This is a genomic window from Alistipes montrealensis (assembly GCF_018362775.1).
Taxonomy (GTDB): Bacteria; Bacteroidota; Bacteroidia; order Bacteroidales; family Rikenellaceae; genus Alistipes; species Alistipes montrealensis.
Genome location: NZ_JAGYXY010000004.1, coordinates 38,108 through 64,256 on the forward strand (window position 1 = coordinate 38,108; position 26,149 = coordinate 64,256).

General features: G+C 58.8%; 23 protein-coding genes. 10 read left to right on the top strand and 13 right to left on the bottom strand.

All coding sequences use genetic code 11. The features are described from left to right. Window positions 1-56 precede the first annotated feature (56 nt). On the top strand, window positions 57-971 hold the full coding sequence (locus tag KG007_RS09175) for a DMT family transporter (RefSeq protein ID WP_213348391.1): 915 nt from the start codon (window positions 57-59) through the stop codon (window positions 969-971). A 54-nt stretch (window positions 972-1,025) separates the two neighbouring features. On the opposite strand, the gene KG007_RS09180 is transcribed toward KG007_RS09175, so the two are convergent. The 8 genes from KG007_RS09180 to cls all read right to left on the bottom strand — a co-directional run bounded on the left by KG007_RS09180 (window position 1,026) and on the right by cls (window position 8,842). After that, the gene (locus KG007_RS09180; protein WP_213348393.1) at window positions 1,026-1,703 is read right to left on the bottom strand and encodes an MIP/aquaporin family protein; all 678 of its coding nucleotides are present in this window, start codon (window positions 1,701-1,703) and stop codon (window positions 1,026-1,028) included. A gap of 123 nt (window positions 1,704-1,826) precedes the next feature. After that, a complete protein-coding gene (locus KG007_RS09185; RefSeq protein WP_213348395.1) occupies window positions 1,827-2,414 on the bottom strand; it encodes a phosphoglycerate mutase family protein in 588 nt (195 codons plus the stop codon). A 79-nt stretch (window positions 2,415-2,493) separates the two neighbouring features. Continuing rightward, window positions 2,494-4,137 (bottom strand): DNA repair protein RecN, encoded by a 1,644-nt coding sequence (recN, locus tag KG007_RS09190; protein ID WP_213348397.1) that lies wholly within the window; start codon window positions 4,135-4,137, stop codon window positions 2,494-2,496. Window positions 4,138-4,212: 75 nt separating this feature from the next. Beyond that, a complete protein-coding gene (coaBC, locus tag KG007_RS09195) occupies window positions 4,213-5,433 on the bottom strand; it encodes a bifunctional phosphopantothenoylcysteine decarboxylase/phosphopantothenate--cysteine ligase CoaBC (RefSeq protein WP_213348399.1) in 1,221 nt (406 codons plus the stop codon). A 12-nt stretch (window positions 5,434-5,445) separates the two neighbouring features. Beyond that, a complete protein-coding gene (locus tag KG007_RS09200; protein ID WP_195460979.1) occupies window positions 5,446-5,778 on the bottom strand; it encodes a DNA-directed RNA polymerase subunit omega in 333 nt (110 codons plus the stop codon). Window position 5,779: 1 nt separating this feature from the next. Further along, entirely contained in the window at window positions 5,780-6,598 is an 819-nt protein-coding gene (locus KG007_RS09205) for an outer membrane protein assembly factor BamD (protein WP_213348401.1), read from the bottom strand. Window positions 6,599-6,845: 247 nt separating this feature from the next. Continuing rightward, a complete protein-coding gene (locus tag KG007_RS09210; RefSeq protein ID WP_213348404.1) occupies window positions 6,846-7,454 on the bottom strand; it encodes a porin family protein in 609 nt (202 codons plus the stop codon). Window positions 7,455-7,477: 23 nt separating this feature from the next. Continuing rightward, a complete protein-coding gene (gene cls / locus KG007_RS09215; protein ID WP_249413296.1) occupies window positions 7,478-8,842 on the bottom strand; it encodes a cardiolipin synthase in 1,365 nt (454 codons plus the stop codon). A gap of 161 nt (window positions 8,843-9,003) precedes the next feature. Between cls and greA the strand changes: the two genes are divergently transcribed. The 3 genes from greA to KG007_RS09230 all read left to right on the top strand — a co-directional run bounded on the left by greA (window position 9,004) and on the right by KG007_RS09230 (window position 12,400). Then, complete coding sequence (gene greA, locus KG007_RS09220) at window positions 9,004-9,480, top strand: transcription elongation factor GreA (RefSeq protein ID WP_195460982.1); 477 nt, start codon at window positions 9,004-9,006, stop codon at window positions 9,478-9,480. A gap of 134 nt (window positions 9,481-9,614) precedes the next feature. Beyond that, window positions 9,615-9,944 carry a hypothetical protein gene (locus KG007_RS09225; RefSeq protein WP_213348766.1) on the top strand — a complete coding sequence of 110 codons (330 nt, stop codon included), beginning with the start codon at window positions 9,615-9,617 and terminating at the stop codon, window positions 9,942-9,944. Window positions 9,945-10,090: 146 nt separating this feature from the next. Continuing rightward, window positions 10,091-12,400, top strand: coding sequence for a TonB-dependent receptor (locus KG007_RS09230; protein ID WP_213348406.1), 2,310 nt, complete (start codon window positions 10,091-10,093; stop codon window positions 12,398-12,400). Window positions 12,401-12,504: 104 nt separating this feature from the next. Here the strand turns inward: KG007_RS09230 and mdh are convergent, their stop codons facing one another. Both mdh and gcvH read right to left on the bottom strand, forming a co-directional pair. After that, window positions 12,505-13,446 (bottom strand): malate dehydrogenase, encoded by a 942-nt coding sequence (mdh, locus tag KG007_RS09235; protein WP_195460984.1) that lies wholly within the window; start codon window positions 13,444-13,446, stop codon window positions 12,505-12,507. A gap of 214 nt (window positions 13,447-13,660) precedes the next feature. Next, window positions 13,661-14,038 carry a glycine cleavage system protein GcvH gene (gcvH, locus tag KG007_RS09240; RefSeq protein WP_195460985.1) on the bottom strand — a complete coding sequence of 126 codons (378 nt, stop codon included), beginning with the start codon at window positions 14,036-14,038 and terminating at the stop codon, window positions 13,661-13,663. Window positions 14,039-14,229: 191 nt separating this feature from the next. On the opposite strand from gcvH, the gene KG007_RS09245 reads away from it, so the two are divergent. Beyond that, a complete protein-coding gene (locus KG007_RS09245; RefSeq protein WP_213348408.1) occupies window positions 14,230-15,687 on the top strand; it encodes a hypothetical protein in 1,458 nt (485 codons plus the stop codon). Between the two features lies 1 nt (window position 15,688). Further along, window positions 15,689-16,327, top strand: coding sequence for a hypothetical protein (locus KG007_RS09250; protein ID WP_213348410.1), 639 nt, complete (start codon window positions 15,689-15,691; stop codon window positions 16,325-16,327). A 67-nt stretch (window positions 16,328-16,394) separates the two neighbouring features. On the opposite strand, the gene KG007_RS09255 is transcribed toward KG007_RS09250, so the two are convergent. Together KG007_RS09255 and KG007_RS09260 are read right to left on the bottom strand one after the other, a co-directional pair. Further along, window positions 16,395-17,123, bottom strand: coding sequence for a biotin--[acetyl-CoA-carboxylase] ligase (locus KG007_RS09255; RefSeq protein ID WP_213348412.1), 729 nt, complete (start codon window positions 17,121-17,123; stop codon window positions 16,395-16,397). A 3-nt stretch (window positions 17,124-17,126) separates the two neighbouring features. Then, on the bottom strand, window positions 17,127-17,954 hold the full coding sequence (locus KG007_RS09260) for a 2,3,4,5-tetrahydropyridine-2,6-dicarboxylate N-succinyltransferase (RefSeq protein WP_213348414.1): 828 nt from the start codon (window positions 17,952-17,954) through the stop codon (window positions 17,127-17,129). An 89-nt stretch (window positions 17,955-18,043) separates the two neighbouring features. Here KG007_RS09260 and KG007_RS09265 point away from each other — a divergent pair, with 89 nt between their 5' ends. Beyond that, on the top strand, window positions 18,044-20,179 hold the full coding sequence (locus KG007_RS09265; protein ID WP_213348416.1) for a prolyl oligopeptidase family serine peptidase: 2,136 nt from the start codon (window positions 18,044-18,046) through the stop codon (window positions 20,177-20,179). A 163-nt stretch (window positions 20,180-20,342) separates the two neighbouring features. Continuing rightward, the gene (locus tag KG007_RS09270; protein ID WP_213348418.1) at window positions 20,343-21,599 is read left to right on the top strand and encodes an aspartate kinase; all 1,257 of its coding nucleotides are present in this window, start codon (window positions 20,343-20,345) and stop codon (window positions 21,597-21,599) included. 72 nt (window positions 21,600-21,671) lie between these two features. On the opposite strand, the gene KG007_RS09275 is transcribed toward KG007_RS09270, so the two are convergent. Further along, entirely contained in the window at window positions 21,672-22,769 is a 1,098-nt protein-coding gene (locus KG007_RS09275) for a DUF4435 domain-containing protein (protein ID WP_195460992.1), read from the bottom strand. Window positions 22,770-22,853: 84 nt separating this feature from the next. Between KG007_RS09275 and KG007_RS09280 the strand changes: the two genes are divergently transcribed. Beyond that, on the top strand, window positions 22,854-23,201 hold the full coding sequence (locus KG007_RS09280; RefSeq protein ID WP_213348420.1) for a translation initiation factor: 348 nt from the start codon (window positions 22,854-22,856) through the stop codon (window positions 23,199-23,201). 1 nt (window position 23,202) lies between these two features. Then, entirely contained in the window at window positions 23,203-26,142 is a 2,940-nt protein-coding gene (locus KG007_RS09285; protein ID WP_213348422.1) for a hypothetical protein, read from the top strand. The last annotated feature ends 7 nt before the right edge of the window (window positions 26,143-26,149 follow it).

Consider the following 26,149-nt stretch of genomic DNA (forward strand, 5'->3'; position numbering starts at 1 on the left):
GGGCATCCGAATTTTTTTGCCGTTTTTTGTTACCTTTGCGGCGGAAAACAGACATTATGAAAAAAGGTATTCTCTATGCTGTGCTGGCTTCGGTGCTGTGGGCGATTGTCAATCCGTTCATCAAGCAGGGGCTGAGTTACGACTTCTCGCCGATGAATTTCGCAGGCCTGCGCTTTACGATCGTCGGAATCATTCTTTTTGCCTACACCTGGCATCGCGGGATGTGGCGCGAGATCGTGCAGCACCGCAGGCTCTTCGGTAACCTGATCCTGATCAATATGTTCATGGGCTATACGGCCTTTTATTTCGGTGTCGATTTCGTCAGCGGGGCTATCAGTTCGATCGTCATGGGCCTCACGCCGCTGATCAACGTCCTGCTGGCCCACCTCGTGGCCAGCAACGATCGCCTGAATCGCTACAAGGCCGTGAGTCTTTTGGTCAGCCTTGCGGGGCTGCTGCTGATCGTCGGTACGGGCAGTGACGGTGAGCCGCTCGACTGGCGCGGCGTCGGGGGCATCGTCCTGCTGCTGGCCTGCATTCTGTTTCAGGGTTATTCCGCAATTTCGGTTTCGGAGGACAAAGGCAAGGTCGATCCGGTTTTCCTGAATGCCGTACAAATGTTTTTCGGCGGCCTGCTGATTTACGGCGTGGGTATTGCCGCGGAGGGCTTCCATCTTTTCTGGGACAAACCCGCCGGGTTCTACGGAAGCCTCGGCGTGCTGATTTTCATTTCGGTCTTCGCCTTCAGTTTCTGGTTCATGGCCTTGCGCACGGAAGGTACGAAGGTCAGCGATATCAATATGTGCCGCCTGATCAACCCCGTCCTGGGGGCGGTATTGAGTTGGATCATGCTGCCCGGCGAACATCCCCATTTCAGTACCGTGGCGGGCATGGCGATCATTGTCAGTTCGCTGGTCATCTATTTCAAGGGCGAGACGATCGTCCGGCGATGGCAATTGCGCCGGCATTGATGCAAAGCGGACCGCCCCTTTTTGGAACGGTCCGTTTTTTTGTATACCGGAGGGTTATTTCCCTTTGCAGCAGGTGCAGTTCAGCGCTTTCCAGACGCCGGCCGACAGGGCCGCACCGACGAACGGTGCGACGATGAACAGCCACAGTTGGCTGAGGGCTGTGCCGCCGGCGAAAATCGCCGGACCGAAACTGCGGGCCGGATTCACGGAGGTTCCCGTGATCGGGATGCAGACGATGTGTACGAGCACCAGCGTCAGGCCGATGGCCAGTCCGGCGAAGTTGCCCGCGCCCTTTTCACTGTCGGTCGCACCGAGCACTACGAGTACGAAAATGAAGGTGAAGACCACCTCGGCGATCAGTGCCTGCCACATTTGGCCGTCGGCGAAACCGTTGGCGCCCGTTGCCGTGGTTGCGCCGTAGTTGCCTGTCGAGGTGAGCAGCCAGATGATTGCCGAACCGATCAGCGCGCCGACGAACTGTCCGGCCATGTAACCTGCGGCATCCTTGCCGCTCATGCGCTTCGAGAGCCATACGCCGAGCGTGATGGCCGGATTGATGTGGCAGCCCGAAATGCCGCCGATGCAGTAGGCCATCGCCACGACCGAGAGGCCGAATGCGAAAGCTACCGCCAGGATCTCGGCCGGTGCGTCGCAGCCTAAGAATACGGCACTTCCGCAGCCCATCAGGACGAGAACCATGGTTCCCACCATTTCTGCAAAATATTTCTTCATAATCACTTGAGTTTAGGGGACCGAAGTCCTGTTTTCAGAACAAATATAGCAAAAATGAAATAAAAGGGCCGCATTGTGCGGATAAAAGACACTGTGGCGCAGGGTTGTGTTGTTTTTCAGTGTTTATGGCATCCACTCCAGAATGCCGGTCACGGGGTTGGCTGCCCGCCATGCCTCGAATTCGGCGTAGGTGCGGACTCCGTCGCGGAGTACCGCCTGGTAGTATTCGATACCCATGATCTTCACCGTTTCCGGCGTGTCGTACTTGATTTGCAGGATGGCACGCCGCGTATCGTCGGTCAGTACGGCGGCGATGCGGTCGGCGACGCGTTCGAAATAACCGTCGTAAGCCGATCCCTTGGGCATGTGGACCATGTCGATCTGCCAGAGTTCATCGTCTTTGTCGGCATACCAGGCATGCCATTCGAGACACTGGTCCTGCGCATCGAGCAGGTTGCCGTATTCGATGCGGCGGATGCGGGGATTCTCCGCGAGCCGGGCCATCGCCGCAAAGCTGTCGGCTACCCGCAGGGGCGAGGAGTAGATGTGGAAGTCGATGTCGCGGTGCGTCATCAGCAGGCCCGTGCGGAGCGATCCGACGAGGTTGGGTTCGGCCCCGACCGAGCGCCAGATGGCCTCCAGGTCAGTGTCGCGGATGATATTGCGGGCGCGCTGCTGATTGGCGGCCGCAATTTCGAGGATGTCGTTCATGTTGCGTTTTTTTTAGGGGTTATCGTAGCGGGCGGAGCGATCGAGGCGTTCCGTCTTGTGGTAAAGCATCTTATGGCGATTATTTGCCCAGCAGGATGCGGGCCTGTGCCACGGCGGCGTCGGTGATCTCCGAACCGGAGAGCATTTTTGCGATCTCGGTCACGCGCTCCTCGTCGCCGAGGCGGGTGATGTCGGTGCGTCCGTCGCGCTTGTAGACTACGAAATGCGCTGCGCCCTTCGAGGCGACCTGCGGCAGGTGGGTGATGTCCACCACCTGCATCGAGGCCGCGAGCGACTCGATAATCTCGCCCATGGCGTCGGCGATACGGCCTGAAACGCCGGTGTCGATCTCGTCGAAAATGATCGTCGGCAGTTGCATCCGTTCGGCCAGCAGGGCTTTCAGGGCCAGCATCACGCGCGAAAGTTCACCGCCCGACGCGATTCGCTCGACAGGCTGCGGGCTCATCCGCGGATTGGCCGTGAAAAGGAACTGCACGCTGTCGCGGCCCGTGCGGCACAACTCTGCGAGCGGCGTCAGGGCAATGCGGAAGACGGTTTCGGCCATGCCCAGCTTGGTGAGGATGGCGAGGATGTGTTTTTCGAATCCCGCTGCGGCCTTTTCGCGGGTCTTGTGCAGGCGGTCGGCCAGTGCCGCGGCCTTTTCAGCAGCCTCCGAGAGGGCCGCTTCCGCCTGGGCGATCTCTTCGTCGCTGTGGACGATGGCGGAGAGTTGCGCCGCGCAGCGGTCGCGCACGGCGATCAGTTCGGCTTCGTCTGCCGCACGGTGTTTCTGTTGCAGGGCGATCAGCATATCGAGCCGCGCCGAAAGTTTCGCCAGCCGCTCGGGGTCGGCGTCCAGCCGTTCGCAGGCCGCGGCGGCCGAGCCGTTGATGTCCTTCAATTCTTCCAATACGGAGCGCAGCCGCGCGGCATACTCCCCGGCGGCGGGGTAGTGCCCGCGGATATGGTTGAGTTCGTTTTCCGAATTTTTGAGCTGTGCCAGCACCCCGGTCTCGTCGTCGTCGAGGGCGTTGCGCAGGGCGGTCAGCACTTCGCCGATGCGGTCGGCATTTTCGAGCACTGCCAACTCTTCCTCCAGTTCGGCCTGTTCGCCCGGGCGCAGGTTGGCGGCCGTGAGCTCTTCGGTCTGGAAACGAAGCCACTCCTCGTCGCGGCGGCCGCTTGCGGCGGCTTCGCGCAGGGCTGTGAGACGGCGGCGCAGTTCGGTCAGCCGGGCATACTGCGCGGTGTATTGTGCCAGCAGTTCCCCGTTCGCAGCTACGGTGTCGAGTGCCGAAGTCCGGAACTCCTCCGACGAGAGGATCAGGTTCTGGTGTTGCGAGTGGATGTCCAGCAGGCGCGTGCCCAGGTCGCGCAGTTGTGCCAACTGCACGGGTATGTCGTTGATGAATGCACGGCTCTTGCCCGCCGGGGTGATCATGCGCGTCAGCGTCGTCTCGGGGGCGTAGTCGAGGTCGTTTTCGTCGAAAAACGCTTCGAGGTTGCTTCCCGTGAGGTCGAAGATTCCTTCCACCGTGCAGTTCCGGGCCGCATCCTTCATTGCCGAACCGTCGTTTTTGGCTCCGAGCAGCAGGCCCAGGGCTCCGAGCAGGATGGATTTCCCGGCTCCCGTTTCACCTGTGATGATGTTCAGGTGCGGGTCCAGTTCCATTTCGAGCTTGTCGATAAGCGCGTAGTTTTCGACCGACAGACGGCGTAGCATGCGAAATCAGGAATTAGAAATTCAAAATTAAGAATTAAAAATGAGAAAACCGAGAATCGGGAGCGAGACCGCGGACTATCCGGCGAAAAACTTTTCGATCCGTTCGGCAATCCGTTCGGCGACCCGGGGTTTCGACAGCAGGGGGAGTTCCTCGCGGCCCGCACGGTCGATGAAGGTCACCTTGTTCGTGTCGCCGCGGAATCCGGCCCCGGCGTCGCGGAGCGAGTTGAGCACGATGAAGTCGAAATTCTTCTTCGCGAGTTTGGCTTCGGCGTGCATCTGCTCGTCGTGGGTTTCCAAGGCGAAGCCCACCAGCAGGCGGCCGCCTTTGTGAGCGCCCAGTTCGGCGGCTATGTCCTGCGTACGGCGCAGGGTGATGCACATGTCGCCGTCGCATTTCTTGATCTTGGTTTCCGATACCCGGTCGGGAGTGTAATCGGCTACGGCGGCGCACATCACGGCGCCGTCCGCCCCGTCGAAGGCCCGGATCGTCGCATCGTACATCTCGGCGGCCGAAAGTACGTCTATCCGCTCGACTCCCGGAGGTGTCGGCAGTGACGTGCGGCCCGTTACGAGCGTCACCTGCGCACCCCTGTGGGCCAGTTCTCCGGCAATGGCATAGCCCATCTTGCCCGAGGAGTGGTTCGAGATGAACCGCACGGGGTCGATGGCTTCGATCGTGGCTCCAGCCGTGACGATCAGCCGCTTACCTTGCAGGCTCTTTTTTTTTTCGCGGAGGAGGCCGCCGACGAATGCGGCGATGGTTTCGGGTTCGGCCATGCGGCCTTTGCCCGTCAGTCCGCTGGCCAGTTCGCCTTCGCCCGGTTCTACGACGTGTACGCCGCGCCGGACGAGTGTCTGGAGATTCTGCTGCGTGGCCTCGTGGGCATACATGTCCAGGTCCATGGCGGGAGCCACGGCTACCGGGCAGCGGGCCGAAAGATAGGTCGTCAGCAGCAGGTTGTCGGCGATGCCGGAGGCCATTTTGGCCAGCGTGTTGGCCGTGGCGGGGGCGATCAGGTAGCAGTCGGCCCACTCGCCGAGCGACACATGGGAGTTCCACGCGCCGTTTTCGGGGTCGAAGAACTCCACCAGGATGGGATTCTTCGAGAGCGTGGCCATCGTCAGCGGCGTGATGAACTGCTTCGCCAGGGGGGTCATCACCACGCGTACGTCGGCGCCTGCCGTCTTCAATAAACGACAAAGCACGGCAGCCTTGTAGGCTGCTATGCTACCTGTGATGCCCAATAGTATGTGGCGCCCCGCCAGCGGGGAACACGCGCTTTCGGATGCCATTGCGTGCGGATTTTAGATCTCCTTCATCACGCCGTCCTTGCCCTCCTTGAAGACCAGTTCGTGGTCGAGGAACTCCTCGGTGGCGATGATCACCGGTTTGGGCAGGCGCTCGTAGTAACGCGAAATCTCGATCTGCTCGCGGTTCTCGAAGGTCTCCTCCATGGTGTCGGTGGGCGACGAGAAATCGGCGAGCTTGCGGTTGAGTTCCGTTTTGAGTTCGGTCGAGATCTGGTTGGCGCGGCGGGCGATGATGTTGATGCTTTCGTAGACGTTGCCCGTCTCCTGGTCCAGATCCACCAGCTTGCGCGTGATGGTGTTGTTGGGAATGTTCTTCTTGATTTCCATCTTATATGTTGTTGTCTTTGTTATTGCGGTCGAGGTAGTCGCGGGCGTGCTGGGCCATGCGGTCGAGGGCCTTGACGTGCGTCGATTCGGGATACTCCTCCTTGAACGAAAGGTAGGAGTCGAGCATCGACAGGTAGCGGTCGGTCTGTTTTTCGAAGATCGAGTTGCTGGCCAGTTTGTAGCCGGAGTCGACGATCAGGTACATGATCTCTTCGCGGCGCTTGCTCTCGGGGTATTGTTTCAGTGCGTTCTTGAACGCCACGATCGCCGATTTGTACTTGCCGGTTTTATAATAGGTGTAGGCGTTCAGGTAGGCCTTCTCGTGCAGGCGTTCCGTCAGCTCGGTGTTGATCTTCTTGAAATCCTCGCCGCGGTCGCTGTGCGGATAGCGCGACATGAATTCGTTGATGGCGATCAGCGCATGCCCGGTCATCGTCTGGTCGCGCGAGGGGCCCGGCGAGAGGTAGTAGAAGCAGAGTGCGTACATGCCTTCGGCGTCCTCGATGAAGGCGCTGCGGCCGAATTTGCGGCGGAAGTCGTCGAGCAGGGTCGAGGCCGTGTCGAAATCACGGTTCTTGTACTTGCAGCGGGCGTTGAAGAACGAGACGCTGTCTTCGCGCGACGTGCCCGTGTAGTAGTGCTGCACGCCCTCGAAAAGGGTCGAGGCGCGCTGCCATTTCTCTTTCTGGTAGTACTCCAGCGCCTTGCTGTAAATCAGTTCGGGCTGCCCGCTTTTCAGAAGGGCGTTCATTCCGGAGCATCCTCCGAGGATGATCGCAACCGCCACTCCGCAAAGGGCGTATAAAAAAGTCTGCTTCATTTATGAATCTTTTACGGCGCTTTATCGCGCAAAGTTACGCATAAATTAACGATTTGCAAAAAAAATTATTGCACGCCGGAGGCTCGAAGATGCGATGCGGGATGTTTTTTCCGGCCACAAGTGAAAATGCCTCCGCCGGGGCGGAGGTTCGGGGGTGAGGTCCGGTCGTTGCCATGGCGACTTTTTCATGCGGTAACGGGTTGATTTGCAGCCTGTCGTGGCGGATAGGGTTTTCTGCTCCGCATTGTCAGAAGAAAAATCCCAGGGAACCGCCGTAAACGATGTCGCGGGGAACTTTGACGCGTTGGGTCACTCCGTCGGAGGTGAAATTGTGCCAGACGCGCGAGCGCGGGTAGCCTGAAATGCGGAAGTCGATGAAGAATTTGCGGACGTTGAAGCCCAAACCGCCCATGACGCCTACGTCGCCGTTGTTGAACCGGACCTTGAGCACCTGCGGGACACTGCTTCGTTCGGAGCCTGTGACGCGGAACTGTGCGCCGCCGAACAGGCGCAGCACACCGAACTGGAAGCCCAGTTGGACGGGAATTTCGAACCGTTCGGTGCGCAGCGTGATGCGGCGGCTTCCGCTGTTTTCGGCCAGCACGTTGTAGTTTACGAAGGCGTAGTTGAGTTCCGACTGCAGGTGGAGGTGTTTCGACAGGTTGAGCCGCAGGACGAAGCCCACGTTGTAACCGGCCCGGACGGAACCGGGGGAAAAGCGGGTGTCGCCGATGCGGGTCGGGACGAACGAGTAGTCGGCGAAGCTGACGCCGCCGCGCACGCCGACCATCAGGCGCTGGGCGGAGGCCGCACCCGAGAGGACGAGGGCGAGGAGGAGGAAGAACAAGTGTTTCATAGACATTGATGTTTAGGACGGGATCACATCAGGGGTGACACGAGCCGGAGCACGTCGCCCAGCGTCCGCCGCCACAGCGGCGGACGCCACTCCGCGCGCGTGATGCGCCGGCACGAGGCGAGGTCGTCGTCGAAGGTTGCCGCCAACTGCCGGACAACCTCCCGGCCGCGGATGAAAGCCGTGACTTCGAGGTTGTCCGCCAGACTGCGGTAGTCCATGTTCGCGGTTCCGACCGACGCCAGCGTGTCGTCGACGATCACCAGTTTGGCGTGCAGGAATCCGTTGTCGTAGCGGTAGAGTTCGACCCCGGCGTCGAGCAGGTCCCCGACATAGGAGTCGGACACGAGGTCCGAGAACGGCGAGTCGCTGCACGTCGGGATCATCACCTCGACCCGAATCCCGCCCCGTGCCGCCAGCCGCAGCGCGTCGAGGATCAGCGTCGGGGGCAGGAAGTAGGGCGAGCAGATGCGCACCCGCTCCCGGGCCCGGACGATGGCCGCTGCAAAGGCTTCGGCGATAGTCAGCCGCGAAGGGCCCTCTTCGGACCAGGCCAGCTGGATCGGCAGCCGCTGCCGGATACCGTGCGGGGCGACGTAACGGCGCGGGTCGAGACATTCGTCCGTGACACGCGCCCAGTCGGCGATGAAGAGCCGCTGCAAGTCCTTCACGGCGTCGCCCTCAATGCGAAGGTGCTCGTCGCGCCACTTGCCCATGTAATCTCCGTCGAGATAGTATTTGGCAATATTTATGCCACCCAGAAAGGCGACGCGGCCGTCTGTAACGACTATTTTGCGGTGGTTGCGGCGTGAGACGCGCGTTGTGAACCACGGGAAGCGTACCGGTTCGAAAGCGGCTGTGCACACCCCGGCTTCGTGCATGCGGCGAAGCGTCGTGCGGCTGAGCCGCCACGAGCCTACGGCGTCGTAGATGACCCGTACTTCGAGCCCCGCGCGGGCCTTGCGGATCAGGATTTCGGCGATGGTGCGGCCGATGCGGTCGTCGCGGATGATGTAATACTCCATGTGGATCGAACGGACGGCGTGTTGCAGGGCTGCGATCAGCGCTGTGAAAGCGTTGTTGCCGTTGTGCAGCAGTTCGACGCTGTTGCGGGGCGCGGGGCGCGTCCCGCAGCCGCGGGCGACGATCTGTTCCACGGCGTCGCCCCGGTAGTCGCCCGGCTCGGGCGGCGGGGTTGCACGGCGGTATCCGGCCAGCACGTAAAGCAGCGTGCCGGCGACGGGCAGCAGGAAGACAAGTGCCAGCCATACGGCGGCTGAAGCGGGGATTCGCTGCTGGCGCGTGATGACGAGGGCTGCGCCGAGCGTCCACAGCAGATGAAGCGTAAGGGCGATGTACATAACCCCTGCGCCGGGCATGATTCGTGCCATGCGGAATGAAAAAAGATTTGGAAATATGGATTTTACTTCCTATCTTTGTCTATGCAATAGCAACAGGGTTCTGGCCTTTACGGGCCAGGATTCTTATTTTTACGATTTAAGTTTTTGGGGATTTTCTGCTTTTGACGGGAGATCCCGGAAAGTTATTGATTATGGCACAAGAGATTATTTACCTGACAGCGGAGGGCTACAAGAAAATCAAGGACGAACTCGACCACATGCGTTCCGTCGAACGTCCGGCGATTTCGGCGGCGATCGCCGAGGCGCGTGACAAGGGCGACCTTTCGGAGAACGCAGAGTATGACGCTGCCCGCGAGGCGCAGGGCCTGCTGGAAATGCGTATCGCCAAGCTGGAGGATACGATGGCCAATGCGCGCGTGATCGACGAGTCGAAGATCGACAAGAGCAAGGTGCAGATCCTGAGCAAGGTGACGCTCCTGAACCACAACAACCAGAAGCAGATGACCTACACGATCGTCGCCGAGCACGAGGCGAACCTGCGCGAGGGCAAGCTGGCGATCGGTACGCCTATCGCAAAGGCGCTGCTGGGCCGCAAGAAAGGCGACCGTGTGGACGTGGAGGTTCCGGCCGGTACGATCCATTTCGAGATTCTCGACATCAGCATCTGAGCCGCCCGGTTTTCCGGGGGCGTCCGCTTTCCCCGGGGATTGCCGGACAGGACATACATCCTCATTAATAGGTATTTTTGCAGGGACCGCTTGTCGCGGTCCCTTTTTTTCGTATCTTCGCCGCTGTGAAGAAGATGCAACAGTTCCTCAAACAATGTTATGCGGCATTTCTGCTGGCTGTCCTGCTCGCGGCCTACGCGGGCCAGAAGGTGCATATCTACCTGGAGGACCACGCTCACTTCGCGGCTTTCAGCGGCGATCTCGTCCCCGATAACGGCGCTGTCGAGCAGGTCGTCGAATTCTGTATCGTCGACGATTTCTATTTCTTCCCCTACCTGGCCGAAGTCCGGCCTCCGCATGAATTCTATTCCGAGATACTGGCCGTGCTGCTGCCCGAAGCCACGCGCTGCAAATGTGCGGACGAGGTTTTGTGTTTCTCCCTGCGGGCTCCTCCTGCGGCGTAATCTTGCTTTTTCGGTGATCCGCCTGTTTGTGTAAGTCTCTATCCGGAAGTGGCTTATGGCTGGGTCGAATTTGTAAACGCGGCTGAAGGCCGCGGCTATCCGCATGCCGGAGCGGGATTACTTACCTCATTATTCGATATTTTCATATGAAACGACATATCCTGTCGGGGCTCCTTGCGGTGTGCCTGACTGTCTCCGGCGTGATGGGCGCCGATGCGCCGCGCAAGGGCACGGACGCGAATCTTTTCGGCCACGTTGTGGACCGTGAAACCCATGAACACATTCCCTATGCCTCGGTAGCTGTCGTCGGTACGGCTTTCGGCACGACGACCGATGCTTCGGGGCACTATTTCCTGAAAAACCTTCCTGTCGGCGAACTGACGCTCGAAGTCCGTGCGTTGGGCTATGCCGCGGCGCAGATGGCCGTCACGCTGAAACAGGGCCAGACGCTGGAACTCAATTTCGAGGTGGCGCAGAGCGGCATTTCGATGGACGAAGTGGTCGTCTCGGCCAGCCGTTCGGCGACGCTGCGGCGCGAAGCTCCTGCGCTGGTAAGCGTGCTGGACGCGGGGTTGTTCGAACGGGCCAATGCCTCGTGCCTGGCGCAGGGGCTCGCCTTCCAGCCTGGTGTGCGCGTCGAGGACGACTGTCAGAACTGTGGCTTTACACAGGTTCGCATCAACGGTCTCGACGGCCATTATTCCCAGATCCTGGTCGACTCGCACCCGGTCTTTTCGGCCCTGACGGGCGTTTACGGGCTGGAACAGATTCCGGCCAACATGATCGAGCGGGTCGAGGTGCTGCGCGGCGGCGGATCGGCGCTCTACGGTTCGTCGGCCATCGGCGGGACGATCAACATTATCACGAAGGAACCGACGCGCAGTTCGGCCCAGTTGTCGCATACGCTGACTTCGCTCGGGGGCAGCAACTCCTACGACAACAACACGATGCTCAACGCCTCGATCGTCTCCGAAAGCGGCCGTGCCGGCATCAGCGTCTTCGGCCAGAGCCGCCACCGGTCGGGCTACGACCACGACGGCGACGGATTCACCGAACTGCCTGTCATCAACAGCCAGTCGGTCGGCATGCGTTCGTTTTTCCGTACGGGGGCCTATTCGCGCATCACGGCCCAGTTTCACCACATCGACGAGTACCGCCGGGGCGGCGACCTGCTGAAGCAACCTCCCCACGAAGCCTTTGTCGCCGAGCAGACCGACCATGCGATCGATGGCGGAAGCCTCTCGTTCGACATCTCGTCGGCCGATCGCAGCAACCGCTTCAACGCCTACGCTTCGTTCCAGAATACGGCCCGCAAGAGCTACTACGGTAGTAATCAGGATCTCGACGCCTACGGCACGACGCACGATTTGACCGTCGCCGCGGGCATGCAGTATATTCACGCTTTCCGGAAACTGCTGTTCATGCCTTCGGAGCTGACGCTCGGCACGGAGTACAGCTACGACGACCTTTCGGACCGTTCGATCGGTTACGATATCCATACCGACCAGACGGTGCACATCGTCGGGGCCTATCTCCAGAACGAATGGAAGACCAAAAAGTGGTCGCTGCTCATCGGCGGCCGTCTCGACAAGCACAACCTCGTGGACCATGCGATCTTCAGCCCCCGCGCCAATATCCGCTTCAACCCTTCGGAATCGGTGAACCTGCGCGTGAGTTACGCCGGGGGCTACCGCGCCCCGCAGGCCTTCGACGAGGATATGCACATCGCCATCGTGGGCGGCGAGCGGGTCCGCATCCGGCTGGCCGACGACCTGAAGGAGGAGCGTTCGCACAGTGTGAGCCTTTCGGCCGACCTCTACCATTCGTTCGGCAGCGTACAGACCAACCTGCTCGTCGAGGGATTTTATACGAAACTCGACGACGTGTTTGCCCTGCGCGACATCGAGGATACGGCCGACGGCGGCAAGGTCAAAGAGCGTTACAACGGCTCGGGCGCTACGGTGCGGGGGCTGAATGCCGAAGGCCGGGCGATTTTCACCCGCTGGTTCGAGTTGCAGGCCGGCGTGACGTGGCAGCGGAGCCGCTATGCCGAACCCGAATACTGGAGTGAGGACAAGACGGTCCCGCCCGTGCGCCGGATGTTCCGCACGCCCGACCTTTACGGTTATTTCACCGCATCGTTCAAGCCCCTGCGCAACTTTACGGCCGACGTGACCGGAACCTGCACGGGCGAGATGCTCGTGCAGCACATGACCGGTTCGGGTGTGGAGCAGGACGTGGCCGTTACGACGCCCTCGTTCTGCGACGTGAACCTGCGCCTTGCATACGACCTGCGGATTTATAAAGAGATCACCCTCCAACTTTACGGCGGGGTGCAGAACCTGTTCAACGCCTACCAGAAGGATTTCGACAAGGGCGTGGACCGCGACTCGGGTTATATCTACGGTCCTTCGCTTCCGCGCAGTTGGTTTATCGGCGCCAAGGTCAGTTTCTGATACCGCGCTTCCGGGTACGAAAAAGCCGCTCCGACAATTCGGAGCGGCTTTTTGGATATATCGGGTTTCGGCGCGGCGAATGCCTTGCCCTTCCCGGCTGTGAATTAGAGCGCCTTGATCTCGTGCAGGACGTTGTTGGTCTTGCGAACGGCGTCAGCCGAAGCGGCGAACTTCTCGGCCTCTTCCTTCGTGAGGTCGATCTTCACGATCTTCTCGATGCCCTTGCGGCCGATGATCGCGGGAACGCCGATGCAGATGTCCTTCTGGCCGTATTCGCCGTCGAGGTAGCAGCAGCAGGGAACCATCTTCTTCTGGTCGTTGAGGATAGCCTCTACCATCATTGCTGCGCCGGCTCCGGGAGCATACCAGGCCGAAGTGCCGATGAGTTTGGTCAGCGTAGCGCCGCCTACCATCGTGTTGGCAACGACCTCCTCGAGTTTCTTCTTCGAAGCGAACTGCGAAACGGGAACACCGTTTACGGTAGCCTTCGATACGAGCGGAATCATCGTCGTGTCGCCGTGGCCGCCGATGACCATGCCGTCGACGTTGTTGATGTTAGCGCCCGTAGCCTTGGCCAGGTAGCACTTGAAACGAGCCGAGTCCAGTGCGCCGCCCATGCCGATGATACGGTTCTTCGGGAGTCCCGAAGCCTTCAGGGCCAGGTAGGTCAGCGTGTCCATCGGGTTGGCGACCACGATGATGATGGCGCGGGGCGAGTATTTGATGACGTTCTCGATAACGCCCTTCATGATGCCGGCGTTCGTGCCGATCAGTTCCTCGCGGGTCATGCCCGGCTTGCGGGGAATGCCCGAGGTGATGACTACAACGTCCGAATTGGCCGTCATCTTGTAATCGTTGGTTGCGCCGACGAGCTTCGTGTCGAAGTCCATCAGTGTCGAGCACTGGTACATGTCCAGCATCTTGCCTTCCGAGAGGCCTTCTTTGATGTCGATGAGGACAACTTCGCTCGCCACTTCGCGGCAAGCCATTACGTTTGCACAGGTTGCACCTACGGCGCCTGCACCTACGACAGTAACTTTTGACATAACAGTAAGTATTTGTGTTAATTGTTCGTTTCGTTTCTTCCGGGCCTGCCCGTTCGCGATTTTCGGCCGCGTTTGCAAATCTGACCCTCCCCTGAATCCCCTCCTCGGAGGGGACTTTATCCGACGTTTTACAGGGTAACTCGTTGCAACGCGAAACTCCCGAATGTATAATTCGGTTTCGCCTGTCGCCCCTAAAGACCGCTTCTTAAGCGGACTATCCGATCAGTTTCTCGTAGTCGGCGGCGCTCAGCAGGGCGTCGTACTCGCTCTTGTCGGCGATTTTGACCTTGATGAGCCAGCCTTCGCCGTATGCGTCCTTGTTGACGACGGCGGGATCGGCGTCTACGGCTTCGTTGAACTCCAGGATTTCACCGCCCACGGGCAGGAATGCGTCGCTTACGGTTTTCACGGCTTCGATCGAGCCGAAAACTTCGCCTGCCGAGAGCGTCTCGCCGACGGTCGGAACGTCTACGAAGACGATGTCGCCCAACTGGCTCTGTGCAAAGTCGGTGATGCCGATAACGGCTACGTCGCCCTCGATGCGACACCACTCGTGGTCGCTGGAGTATTTCAGATTTGCAGGTACGTTCATATTATCCTTAATATTTGATTTAAAATTAGCGGTTTTACGATGCAAATATAACTGTTATTTCTGTAACAGCAAAAGACTTTTACACTATTTTAGCATATATTTTTTCTGCGATATATTTTGGTTTATTGCCGGAAATTGACTAATTTTAAAATAGATATGTTCCTTGGTTTAAAATCGTCATTTGCTTGCTTATGAAGAGGAGTTTTTTACTCAATGCATCCTTGCTGACCTTGGTCGTTCTGTCCGCCTTGTTTTCCTGTTCGAAAAGTCCGCAGGTTTCTGAAAAAATCCTGCCGGACAGTCCGTCGGGGTTCTCTCTTGCCGAGATAAAGCGATCGTTCGAATCGGATTATGCGGCTGTACCGCAGACTCGGGCGGATGGAGAATTCGATGAATCCGAAATCCTGTCGCCAGGCTGGATAACTCCCTTATGGGATTCCGTTTCGGTTTATTACGACGAACATCTTTTTCAGGCTGGTGTTGTGTTCGAAGCCCGGTATGGATACCGTTTGCTGCGCCGGGACGATACTGGTCTGCCGGAACTTTTTCCGATGCCGAGCCGTTTGATTGTGCTGAAAGATTCCGATACCGATGAAACGGCATCTTATCTGCGCTTCTTTATTCCGGATGCCGGTTGCGGCGAGTCGGATGCCGGGAACGGCTTTTCAGGACTGGTTCTCTATACGATGCTTTCGGGTTGTCCGGTCAGTGTCGGTAAATTCAGCGGCGGAGTTCTGTCCGAGTCGGCATCGCTTTGGGACGATTCGCGGACTATAGAGGAAAATGTCGATAAAATAATCGGACTCCTTCCGGATATATGTGTTGCAAGAGTGCGGCCGAGGTCGGTTACGCGGGGGATTGACGGCAACAATCTGATAGAAGACGTGGTAATTGTAGGCCATGCGCCGATCAATGTCTTCGACGACTTGATATCAATGGGTCCGGCGATTCCGCCGATTGAGCCTCCTTTTGGTGGTATTGACTTCGGGGGCAACAGCGGGGGCGGAGGTGGAAATTCCGATTCGGGAGGATCATCCGGTGCTTCTTATCCGAAGAATCCCAAGATAACGATGGATAAGCCGACCGTTAGAGCGGTGCTCGATTCCTTATACAACGATTGTATGGGGCAGTTGTTGATCAATGCCATCGGGAAATCGGTTACGATAACGTCCGGATATTTTGGCGGGTCTAGTGTAAGGCCGGTCGTCTATGATCTTCCTACCGGGCCGTTGATTACCGGTTATAACGTAGAGATAGGCTTCAGATGCGATCCCCTGTCGGTTATGGAAGAACTGATGCATGTTTATCAATACCAGCGGCTGGGCATCGTTGACTTCCAGGACGCAAAGATGAACAACGAGGTCGAAGCCAAACTTGCGTGGTATATGTATAGGGAGAGAACCGGCAGTAAAATAAGTATTGGAAATGCACTTGGCGGAAATAAGGGGATATTCTACTTTGATCGTATGAATGATTTTGTACTCAATAACGATCTGGAGAATCCTGCGTTCGCTGAAATCTACGAAAATGTCGTCGGGGTGTTGCGGACTGTCGGAGCGTATAGGAATGAAGACCGTTATCCATTCGATCCGGGTAAAATGAATGTGGAAAACTTATTGGAATTGTTGAAAGATTGTATAAATAAATAGGATGATGAAAAATTATATCTTGTTGTTGGCATTGACCTTTGCGACCGGAGCTTATTGCCAAAACCCGTATCAGGGCGTTACGGTAGTCTCTGCGGATGGAATTACCTTTGAGGTTGACTTTCGTTGGAATGGTTTTCTTCTGTCAAATACGGCCAATATTTATGCAGGTGAAGCAAACTGGCGCTATAAAGATGGTCGAGAACTGGAGACGGAAGACGAATATGCGGTTATAGACGGTAGCATGAAGCCTGGCGTTGAAAACCTGGCGCTCCGTAAGTCTCTTCCGGATTCGGTTATTCTCTCGCTACGTTCCTATAAATATAGCCCTATGACAATTTTTTACGTAATTGGTCCGGATGGCGATACGTTGGAGGTTTCATTTATCATGAATGCTGTTCCGGAGTTGCTGTCCCTGCCTCCGGAAACCTTTGCGCTGTTGGAGCATAATCTGAAAAAATATGTGAAATGGGAGGTTAACAAGTACGGTCAACAACTTGAATTTATGCAAACCTCAAGTTTTGTACATTTTCAAAAAGTTCCGCTCAACAGTGAGGTTCCCCCGAGAAATCCGAATATTGGCGGGGGCCTTGACAGTAACTTTGATACGGATCTTGGCGGGGATTATGAGGGCGTGAGGTGATTGTATCCCAAGAAACGACTCTGTTTGAGAAAACAGAACCGGAATCTGTCAGATTCCGGTTCTTTGCCTATTGCGTTTTTTCGATCACGAACTCGATCTCCTTGAACAGGTATTCGCGGAGCGAGCCGTCGGCGTGCCGCAAGAGGAGTTCGCCCGTGGGGCGTACCCCTTCGATGGCAGCCTCGGTCGGCGTGCCGTCGGGGTAGCGGTAGGTGTGGCGTTCGCCCAGCCGGTACATCCGTTCGCGGTAGTCGCGCTGGAGGGTTTCCCGCTCGCCCCGCTCGAGTTGCGCATAGCGGGTTCCGATGTGTTTCCCGAAGGCTTCGAGCACCTCGCTGCGGTCGAACGTGCGGCCTGCAGCCACGGCCATCGAAACGGGGTTGGGAAGCGCCGGGTCGAACTCCGTCTGGTTGACGTTGATGCCGATGCCGACGATCGTACGCATGAGCATCGAGCCGGAATAGCTGTGTTCGATCAGGATGCCGACGAGTTTCCGATCCCCGGCGTAGATGTCGTTGGTCCACTTGATGCGCGTCGCGATGCCGAATTGGGCGAACGTGTCCGTCAGGGCGAGGGCCACGGCTTCATTGAGCAGGAACTGCTCGCCGGCGGGCATGAACGTCGGTTCGAGCACCAGCGAGAAGGTGAGGTTCAGTCCCTCGGCGCTCAGCCACGCATGGCCCCGCTGGCCGCGTCCGGCGGTCTGCCGCTCGGCCCAGATGATGTCGCCGTGGCGGTATTTCGGCCCGCGCGCGTCGTCGTTGGTCGAAGTTGTTTCCGAAATGCGGTAAAGCATGGCTTATACCGATACGCCGAAATCGCGCAGGGCGTCGTTCAGCGAGGTTTTCTTGTCGGTGGACTCCTTGCGCTGGCCGATGATCAGGGCGCACGTGACGCTGTATTCGCCGGCCGGGAACTGTTTGCGGTAGCTGCCCGGGACGACCACCGAACGCGGCGGCACATACCCTTTGTAGGTGACGGGTTCGGGGCCTGTTACGTCGATGATGTGCGTCGAACCGGTGATTACGGTGTTCGAGCCGAGCACCGCCTCGCGGCAGATATGTGCGCCTTCGACCACGATGCAGCGTGAGCCGATAAAACAACTGTCTTCGATAATTACGGGTGCGGCCTGCACGGGTTCCAGTACGCCGCCGATGCCTACGCCGCCCGAGAGGTGGACGTGCTTGCCGATCTGGGCGCACGAACCTACCGTGGCCCATGTGTCGACCATCGTGCCGGTGTCGACATAGGCGCCTATGTTCACGTACGAAGGCATCAGGATGGCTCCCGGGGCGATATAAGCGCCGTAGCGCGCCACGGCGTGGGGCACGACGCGCACGCCCAGTTGTTCGTAGCCGTGCTTGAGTTCCATCTTGTCGTACCACTCCAGTTCGCCCGCCTCCATCTTGCGCATGGGCTGGATCGGGAAGTAGAGGATCACGGCTTTCTTGACCCACTCGTTGACTTTCCATTCGCTTTTGGCGAGGTCTACGGGTTCTGCGGTGCGGAGTTCGCCTTTGTCCACCAGTTCGACGACCTGCCGCACGGCCTGCTGCGTGGCGGGGTCCTGGAGCAGCGCGCGGTTGTCCCACGCCTGCTCGATTATCGTTTTGAGTTCGTTATTCATGGTCTGTTGTTGTTTTCGAAAGCCAAAGTTACTGAAAATATCGAATTTTTCATAACTTTGCCCCGATCATCACCCAAACGGTTCAATATATGAAGTATTTATCCATCAAAACCGCCCTCCTGCTCGGTGCGGCGGCGATAGCGGCGAGTTGCGGCAATATGAAACAGATAAAACACCAGCCTTACCCCGTGGCGGAACGCGGCGAGGTGGCGGACAACTATTTCGGTACGGAGGTTCCCGACCCTTATCGTTGGCTCGAAGACGACAATTCCGAGGCCACGACCGCATGGGTTGCCGCCGAGAATGCCGTGACGCAGGACTATCTTTCGCAAATCCCCTTCCGCGGGGCTATCCGCGAGCGGCTGACCCAATTGTGGAACTATGCCAAGGAGAGCGCTCCGCGCAAGCACGGCGACTGGTATTATTATACGTATAACGACGGTTTGCAGAACCAGGCGGTGATCTGCCGTACGAAGGAGCCGGGTGCGCCGGGCGAGGTATTCCTCGATCCCAATACGCTCTCCGACGACGGTACGGTGGCCCTGGCCGCCACGTCGTTTTCGAAAGACGGACGCTATTTCGCCTATTCGGCGGCCGCCTCGGGCTCGGACTGGGTCGTAATCCGCGTGATCGACACCGAAACCGGATCGCTCGCCGCCGACCGGATCGAGTGGGTGAAGTTCTCGGGCGCACAGTGGGCTCCCGATTCGAAGGGATTTTATTACAGCGCCTACGACGCTCCCAAATCGGGTGTCTATTCGTCGCAGAACCAGTTCCAGAAGGTTTATTACCACAAACTGGGGACGCCCCAGTCGGCCGATGTGCTCGTTTACGAGGATCGGGAGCATCCGCTGCGTTACTTCTCGGCATGGCCCTCGGAGGACGGCAAATGGCTTTTCGTCGTGGGTTCGGAGGGCACGTCGGGAACCGAAGTGCTTTACAGGAAATTGTCGGAACCGAAATTCCGCACCCTGCTGCCGGGCTTCGATGCCGATTACATGCCTGTCGACTGCAAGGACGACCAGCTTTACTACGTGACCAACCGCAATGCGTCGAACTATGCGCTGATGAAGGTCGACCTGAACCGTCCGGCGGAGATCGTGACGGTGATTCCCGAAAGCGAGACGAACCTGCTCGAAGGCGTCGGAACGGCGGGCGGTTACCTGTTTGCCAGCTACCTGCAGGATGCGCAGAGCAAGGTTTGCCAGTATGACTACTCCGGCAAGCTGGTCCGCGAAGTGGCGCTTCCGGCCATCGGTTCGGTCGGCGGTTTCGACGGGAAAGAGAAAGATACGGAACTTTACTATACGCTGGTCAATTATACGGCGCCCGCGACGATCTACAAATACGACATCGCTTCGGGCGAAACGTCGCTTTACAAGGCTCCGGAGGTGAATTTCGACCCTGCGCTGTTCGTAACCGAGCAGGTATTCTACACCTCGAAGGACGGTACGAAGGTCCCGATGTTCGTTACTCATCGCAAGGACATGAAGCGCAACGGCAAGAATCCCTGCCTGCTCTATGCCTACGGCGGTTTCCAGATCAACCAGACCCCGACGTTCAAACCCTCGGAGCTGATGTTCGTCGAGCAGGGCGGCATCTACTGTGTGGCCAACCTGCGCGGTGGTTCGGAGTACGGCGAAGCGTGGCACAAGGCCGGCATGCTCGAAAACAAACAGAATGTCTTCGACGATTTCATCGCTGCCGCCGAGTACCTCGTGGCTGAAAAATACACGTCGTCGTCGAAACTGGCTATCCATGGCGGTTCGAACGGCGGCCTGCTGGTCGGTGCCTGCGAGGTGCAGCGCCCGGACCTCTACGCCGTCTGCTTCCCGGCGGTAGGTGTGCTGGATATGCTCCGCTACCACAAGTTCACCATCGGCTGGGGCTGGGCTGTGGAGTACGGCTCGTCGGACAACGAAGAGCAGTTTGCCTATATTTACAAGTATTCGCCCCTGCATAATATCAGGGAGGGTGTGAGCTATCCCGCGACGCTGGTGATGACTGCCGACCACGACGACCGCGTCGTTCCGGCCCACTCGTTCAAGTTCGCAGCCACGATGCAGCATGCCCAGGCGGGCGACGCTCCGGTGCTTATCCGCATCGACTCGAAAGCGGGGCACGGTGCAGGCAAACCCACTTCGAAACGCATCGACGAGGCGGCCGACATGTACGCATTCCTGTTCCAGAACATCGGTGTGCCGTACAAAGAGGTGAAAAAGTAGAACTATTCCGGGCGAAGTCCCGGTCGCGCTGCGACAAGCCCCTCCCGAGGGAAGGGCTTGGGGTGGGGTAGATTTGTAAACGCGGCGTTCCGCCGCGGGAGTCCGGCGGTCGGTTGCCCCTGGACGGGTAAAGAAGCTACGTTAGGTTAAAAAGAGAGATAACATGAAAGTTTACAAATTCGGAGGCGCGTCGGTGCGGAATGCCGACGGCGTAAGGAATCTGCGCAAGATCATCGACGACGAGCAGAATCTGTTCATCATCGTTTCGGCGATGGGCAAGACGACCAATGCCCTGGAAAAGGTGTTCGAAGGGCTTCAGAAAGGCGATAAACAGCTCTCCATGGAGCACGTCGAATCCCTGCGCAAGTACCATGCGGAGATCGTCGACGATTTGTGGCACGAGCCCAAACGGCTGCCGACGGTCGACACACTGTTCGACGAACTGGAGACGGTCGCGACTCAGACCGTCTACAAATCCGCCGATGCGGAGTTGTGGTACGATACGATCGTAGCCTTCGGAGAGTTGGTGTCGACGACGATCATCTCCGAATACCTGAACTACGCCGGGGTGTCGAACCACTGGATCGACATGCGCCGCTGTTTCCTCACCGAGCAGCGCCACAAGGATGCGGGCGTCGACATCGAAGCCTCGACGGCGCTGCTGAAAAATGCGCTGGGCAGCTGTGTCGAAAATATCTTCATCGGACAGGGATTCATCGGCGGTGCGCCCGACGGCACGACCACGACCCTCGGCCGCGAAGGATCGGACTACTCGGCGGCCGTGGTGGCCAACATCCTCGATGCGGAGTCGATGTCCGTGTGGAAGGATGTGGACGGCGTGATGAACGCCGACCCGAAGGCGTTTCCCGACGCCGTGCAGATCGCCGAACTGAACTACCTCGATACCATCGAACTGGCTTACAGCGGTGCGCAGATCATCCACCCCAAGACGATCAAACCGCTCCAGAACAAGAATATCCCGCTCTACGTGCGTCCCTTCGGCGACAAGCGCAAGCCCGGTACGGTGATCCGCGGCATGTCGGCCCCGGTCGACGTACCCATCCTGATCCTCAAGAAAGACCAGGTGCTGCTGACGATCCGTTCGCGTGACTTCTCGTTCGTACTGGAGGAGAAATTCGCCACGATCTTCTCGCTGCTGGAGCGTTTCCGCATCAAGGCCAACCTGATCCACAATTCGGCCGTGAACCTGAGCCTGTGCGTCGATAATTCGTGGCATATCGACGAGGCGATCGAGGCGTTGCGCGAAGCGGGCTTCGACGTGATGAAGGCCGAGAACATGGAACTGCTCACGGTGCGCGGCTATACCGACGAACTGTGGCGCAAATACGCCCGCGGTCCGCAGGTTTTTGTCCGGCAGGCTACGCAGTCGACCGTACGTGTGGTGCGCAAGCGCGAGTAAACGCTCTGCCGGAAACCGAAAACGGCGGCCTCCTGCAAGGAGACTGCCGTTTTTCGTACCCGGACGCGGCGGTTACTGTTGTCCCGAGCGCAGCTTGTGGAGAATGCCGATCATCGATGTGTCCTTGATTTCGCCGCTGCGTTTCATGTTCCAGATCGTGCGGGCGATGTAACGCTCGATGTCGCGCTGCAGGCGTTTGTAAAGCGGGCATCTGGTATAGTTCTCGTTGTCGAGCAGCACGTCGCGGATCGAGCGCAGCGAGTTGGTGTAGTTCGACATTTCGTTCTTGAGCGCTACGCCCTGTTTCTTCGAGGCGGTGATCTTGGCGATCGACATGGCCCGCAGTTTTTCGCACACGGTGTTGAGCATGATCAGCACCACGTTGTCCATCAGCGTATGGCCGTGCATGAACAGGTAGGCGTTTTCGGGTGTCAGTCCGCGTTCTTTGAGTTGCTCTTCGAACTCCTTCATCGGTTCGGTCATCCGCGGATTGCGCTGGCGGAGCAGGTTTTCGCGTTTCGAGACGTTGCGCCTGAGCCACTCGATCGTCTTGGCCCCGTTGTCTTCGATGTCGAGGTAGCCGATGCGCACCGACTGCTTGAAGTCGATCAGCGGAAAGACGTTCTCCGAGGCCAGTTGCGCCGAGTAGGCGTACCAGAGGAACAGCGGATAAATCGTGCACGAATATGCGTGCATGAACTTCACGAAATCGAAGATGCGCGTGTCGTTCTTGGTGGCCTTGACGCAGACGTTGTGCAGCGAAGGGGCGTAGCAGAGGTAGTTTTCGGTGGCGTAGGCGTAGGTGTGGAACATGAAGCGGGCCCCTGCGACCTCCTTCGACTGGGGCGTGCGTCCGGCGAAGAGGTAGTCGAAGTCCGAGTCGACGCAGAGGATCATCTCCTCCGACGAACGGGGGATCATTCCCATGAGCACCTTCTTGCCTTTGGGCAGGTCGCCGCGGTCGGGAACCGAGATTTCGAAATGCAGGTAGGGATTCTGGAAGTGGTCGAAGATACCGCGCCAGAAGGCTACGTCTTCGTAACCTTCGACATAGACCTTCACCAGGCGCTGGTCGGGGTTTGCCGGCAGCGGTTTGGGCAGCTCGTCGAGCGTCATCGGACGCGTGAAGGGGTTGAGCTTGCGCAGTTTTTCGCGGAACTTCTTAGCCATGCGTCAACAAAGATAAATATTTTACTAATTTTGCGCAATATATTACGCCGCTTTCAGCGTTTAATTTCAACCATTCGAACAACTATGGCCGACAACGATTGGAAATCGCGGCTCGGGATGGTCTACTCGACCGATCCGGGCTTCAACTACGAAACGGACGAAGAATCCGAAGCCGAAACCCTGCCGCCCGGGCGGCAGGACCTGCGTGTGTGGCTCGACCGCAAGCAGCGGGCGGGCAAGGTTGTGACCCTCGTCAAGGGTTTCGTGGGCCGCGATGCCGACCTTCAGGAACTGGCGCGCCTGCTGAAATCCAAATGCGGTGTCGGCGGCTCCGCCAAGGAGGGCGAAATCATCATTCAGGGCGACCACCGCGACCGCGTGGTCGAACTGCTCACCCGCAGCGGCTACCGCTGCAAAAAAGCCGGATCGTAACGTGCGCCGGCTGCTGTTCCTCTTCGCACTTCTGTGCGCGGTGTGCGGCACGGAGCGCGCCGCCGCCCAGTATTACACCTGGGGTTCCGATCCTCCGCTGAAATGGTCGACGATCCGTACGCCCGACGTGCGGATGATCTATCCCGATACGGTCTCCGACATTGCCCGCCGCACGCTGTTCTACATCCGCACCGTGAGGCCCGACATCGGTTACGGCTTCCGCCACGGTCCGATGCGCATTCCCTTCGTCATGCACCCCGAGAATTTCCAGTCGAACGGGCTGGTGATGTATCTTCCCAAACGTGTGGAGTTCCTCACCTCGCCTGCCGTCGACAGCTATTCGATGCCGTGGTACAAACAACTCGTGGCCCACGAATACCGCCATGCCGTGCAGTACAACAACCTCGACCGGGGCGTTATCCGCGCCCTGAGCTATGTGCTCGGGCAGCAGGGTTCGACCATCGGCCTGCTGTGCATGCCGATCTGGGCCATGGAGGGCGACGCCGTGATGTCCGAGACGATGATGTCGTCGTTCGGCCGCGGCCTGCAACCTTCCTTCTCGCTGGCTTACCGCGCCATAGGGAGCGTCGGCCGCGACCGCCGCAACATCGACCGCTGGTTCTGCGGGTCCTACCGCGACTACATTCCCGACCACTACGAACTGGGTTACCAGATTTGCTCTTATGCCTACGAACGTTACGGCGAGAACGTCTGGGACAAGGTCGCATGGTACGGCTCGCGCAATCCTTATGTGCTGGCCACGACGCGTGTCGCGTTGGGCAAGTTCTATAAAACCAACGTCATGAAACTCTTCCGCGAGACCTTCGACGAACTGGAACACTACTGGGATTCGCTGCCGAAGGTCGAAGACAGCGCGAAGACGCTCACCCCGCTTCCGGAGAAGAACTACACGACTTACCAGTGGCCCCTGCCGCTGGGCGATACGGCTGTGCTGGTGCTGAAAACCGACCTCGACCGCGTGTCGCGGTTCGTCGAGGTCGACCGTCGCACGGGCGGGGAACGCACGATCTGCCGTACGGGGCAGGTTTCGACGCGTCCGTCGATGTCGGGCGGCCGCGTCTGGTGGACCGAGTACCGCCGCTCGGCGCTTTTCGAACAGCGCGTCAACTCGCAACTGTGCTACATGGACCTTGCCGACGGTGTGCCCCGTTCGGTTGCCCGGCAGCGAAGGGTGCTCTATCCCACGGCTTCGGGGGAGGAGTTCGGATGGGTGGAATACAATCCTGATGGCCGCTATACGGTTTTCGTGCGTCACGGCGATGCTGCCCAGCGGCAGTTCGAGACGCCCGAACGCTCCGAGATTCACGGACTGGCGTGGGACGACCTGACGGTGGCGTGGTATGTACTGGTCACGGACGACAGCGGCATGTGGATCGGCCGTATCGACTCCGACGGCATGCACCCGATCACCGAGGGGGCCTATATCACCCTCTCGAACCTCCGGGCCGGAGACGGCAAACTCTACTACGGTTCGATCGCTTCGGGTAAGGACGAAGCCCATTGCTACGACCTGATGGCCCGCCGCGAATACCGCATCACCACTTCGGCTTACGGCTCCTTCGCACCCGTCCCGACGGAGGGCGGGGTGCTGCTGACGACCTACGACCGCCTCGGTTACCGGGTGACGGAGCAGGCGGCGGACCCTTCGGACAGTCTGCTGATTCCCGTTACGCCCTCGCAACTGCCCGTCAACCTCGTGAATCCGCCCCGCAAGCGCTGGGATGTGGTGAACCTCGATACGGTGAACTATACGCGTCTCGATTCCGTCGAACAGTGCGGCACGTTCCGCGCGAAGCGTTACCGCAAGGTTCCCAACCTGGTGAACGTCCATAGCTGGATGCCCGTGGCGTTCAATCCCTTCGCCGCGGTCGACGAACATGTAATCGACCTCAATGTGGGCCTCACGCTGATGTCGCAGAACCTGCTGTCGAACACCGAGGCGTACGCCTCCTACGGCTGGAACCGCCACGAAGGGTCGCTCGTGAACCTCGGCGTGCGCTATTTCGGGCTGGGGATGCGTTTCGACCTGGACGCCTCCTACGGCGGCAACCAGCTCTTCTACTCGCTGGCCGGGCGTGACGAGGAGGGCAATCCGGTCTACCAGACCCGCCCCGCACCCGACAAATACTACTCCGTGGGGTTGTCGACGACCCTCCCGCTCTATTTCCAGCGGGGTTACCATACGCGCCAGTTATCCGTTTCGGCGGGCTGGAACTATTCGAACGGCATGGTCGCCGACCTCGACAAGATCGAGTGGAGCAACGGCGGTATCCACAACATCCAGCGTATCGGCTTCAACAAGGGTTTGCACAAGGTTTCGTTCGGCGTCGGATTTTCCGACCAGGTGCGCATGGCCCACCGTGACATCGCACCCCGCTGGGGCTATACCCTCAGCACGAATTACACGTTCAATCCGGCAAACGCCCATTTCAGCGACCTGATGTCGTTCTACGGGCAGGCTTACCTGCCGGGATTCGCACCCCACAACTCGGTGCTCGTCGCCGCGACTTACCAGACTTCGGTCGGCGGTTACAAGTTCCCGGCGGGCTATGCGCCGCTGAGTTACAAATCCTCGCGGCTGATTCCCCGTGGCTTTACCTCGGCGGACATCGTTTCGAACAACTACACCGCCGCTGCGGTCAACTACCAGTTGCCGGTGTGGTATCCCGAAGGCGGTATCGGTTCGGTCGTCTACCTCAAACGCATCCGGCTCAACGTCGGAGGCGACTACGCGCAGTTCCGGCGTCCCGCAGGCGCAGGCATGGAGTGGCGGCGGATCTGGTCGGTGGGCGGGGACATCGTCGTCGACTTCAACGCCTTCCGGCAGCCGGCGTCGGCTACGTCGACCTTCAAACTGTCGTGTTACCATCCGTCGAACGGCGGCGTCTATGTCGCCGCATCGGTGGGGCTGCCTTTTTAAAGGATTT

Coding starts and splice junctions, on each gene's coding strand:
- KG007_RS09185 (WP_213348395.1), bottom strand. CDS start 2,414: ATGAACGACATCCTCGAAATTGCGGCCGCCAATCAGCAGCGCGCCCGC.
- KG007_RS09245 (WP_213348408.1), top strand. CDS start 14,230: ATGAAGAGGAGTTTTTTACTCAATGCATCCTTGCTGACCTTGGTCGTT.
- KG007_RS09270 (WP_213348418.1), top strand. CDS start 20,343: ATGAAAGTTTACAAATTCGGAGGCGCGTCGGTGCGGAATGCCGACGGC.
- KG007_RS09255 (WP_213348412.1), bottom strand. CDS start 17,123: ATGCTTTACCGCATTTCGGAAACAACTTCGACCAACGACGACGCGCGC.
- KG007_RS09230 (WP_213348406.1), top strand. CDS start 10,091: ATGAAACGACATATCCTGTCGGGGCTCCTTGCGGTGTGCCTGACTGTC.
- KG007_RS09205 (WP_213348401.1), bottom strand. CDS start 6,598: ATGAAGCAGACTTTTTTATACGCCCTTTGCGGAGTGGCGGTTGCGATC.
- KG007_RS09200 (WP_195460979.1), bottom strand. CDS start 5,778: ATGGAAATCAAGAAGAACATTCCCAACAACACCATCACGCGCAAGCTG.
- KG007_RS09275 (WP_195460992.1), bottom strand. CDS start 22,769: ATGGCTAAGAAGTTCCGCGAAAAACTGCGCAAGCTCAACCCCTTCACG.
- KG007_RS09175 (WP_213348391.1), top strand. CDS start 57: ATGAAAAAAGGTATTCTCTATGCTGTGCTGGCTTCGGTGCTGTGGGCG.
- gcvH (WP_195460985.1), bottom strand. CDS start 14,038: ATGAACGTACCTGCAAATCTGAAATACTCCAGCGACCACGAGTGGTGT.
- mdh (WP_195460984.1), bottom strand. CDS start 13,446: ATGTCAAAAGTTACTGTCGTAGGTGCAGGCGCCGTAGGTGCAACCTGT.
- KG007_RS09210 (WP_213348404.1), bottom strand. CDS start 7,454: ATGAAACACTTGTTCTTCCTCCTCCTCGCCCTCGTCCTCTCGGGTGCG.
- greA (WP_195460982.1), top strand. CDS start 9,004: ATGGCACAAGAGATTATTTACCTGACAGCGGAGGGCTACAAGAAAATC.
- KG007_RS09260 (WP_213348414.1), bottom strand. CDS start 17,954: ATGAATAACGAACTCAAAACGATAATCGAGCAGGCGTGGGACAACCGC.
- recN (WP_213348397.1), bottom strand. CDS start 4,137: ATGCTACGCCGTCTGTCGGTCGAAAACTACGCGCTTATCGACAAGCTC.
- coaBC (WP_213348399.1), bottom strand. CDS start 5,433: ATGGCATCCGAAAGCGCGTGTTCCCCGCTGGCGGGGCGCCACATACTA.
- cls (WP_249413296.1), bottom strand. CDS start 8,842: ATGGCACGAATCATGCCCGGCGCAGGGGTTATGTACATCGCCCTTACG.
- KG007_RS09225 (WP_213348766.1), top strand. CDS start 9,615: ATGCAACAGTTCCTCAAACAATGTTATGCGGCATTTCTGCTGGCTGTC.
- KG007_RS09250 (WP_213348410.1), top strand. CDS start 15,689: ATGATGAAAAATTATATCTTGTTGTTGGCATTGACCTTTGCGACCGGA.
- KG007_RS09265 (WP_213348416.1), top strand. CDS start 18,044: ATGAAGTATTTATCCATCAAAACCGCCCTCCTGCTCGGTGCGGCGGCG.
- KG007_RS09280 (WP_213348420.1), top strand. CDS start 22,854: ATGGCCGACAACGATTGGAAATCGCGGCTCGGGATGGTCTACTCGACC.
- KG007_RS09180 (WP_213348393.1), bottom strand. CDS start 1,703: ATGAAGAAATATTTTGCAGAAATGGTGGGAACCATGGTTCTCGTCCTG.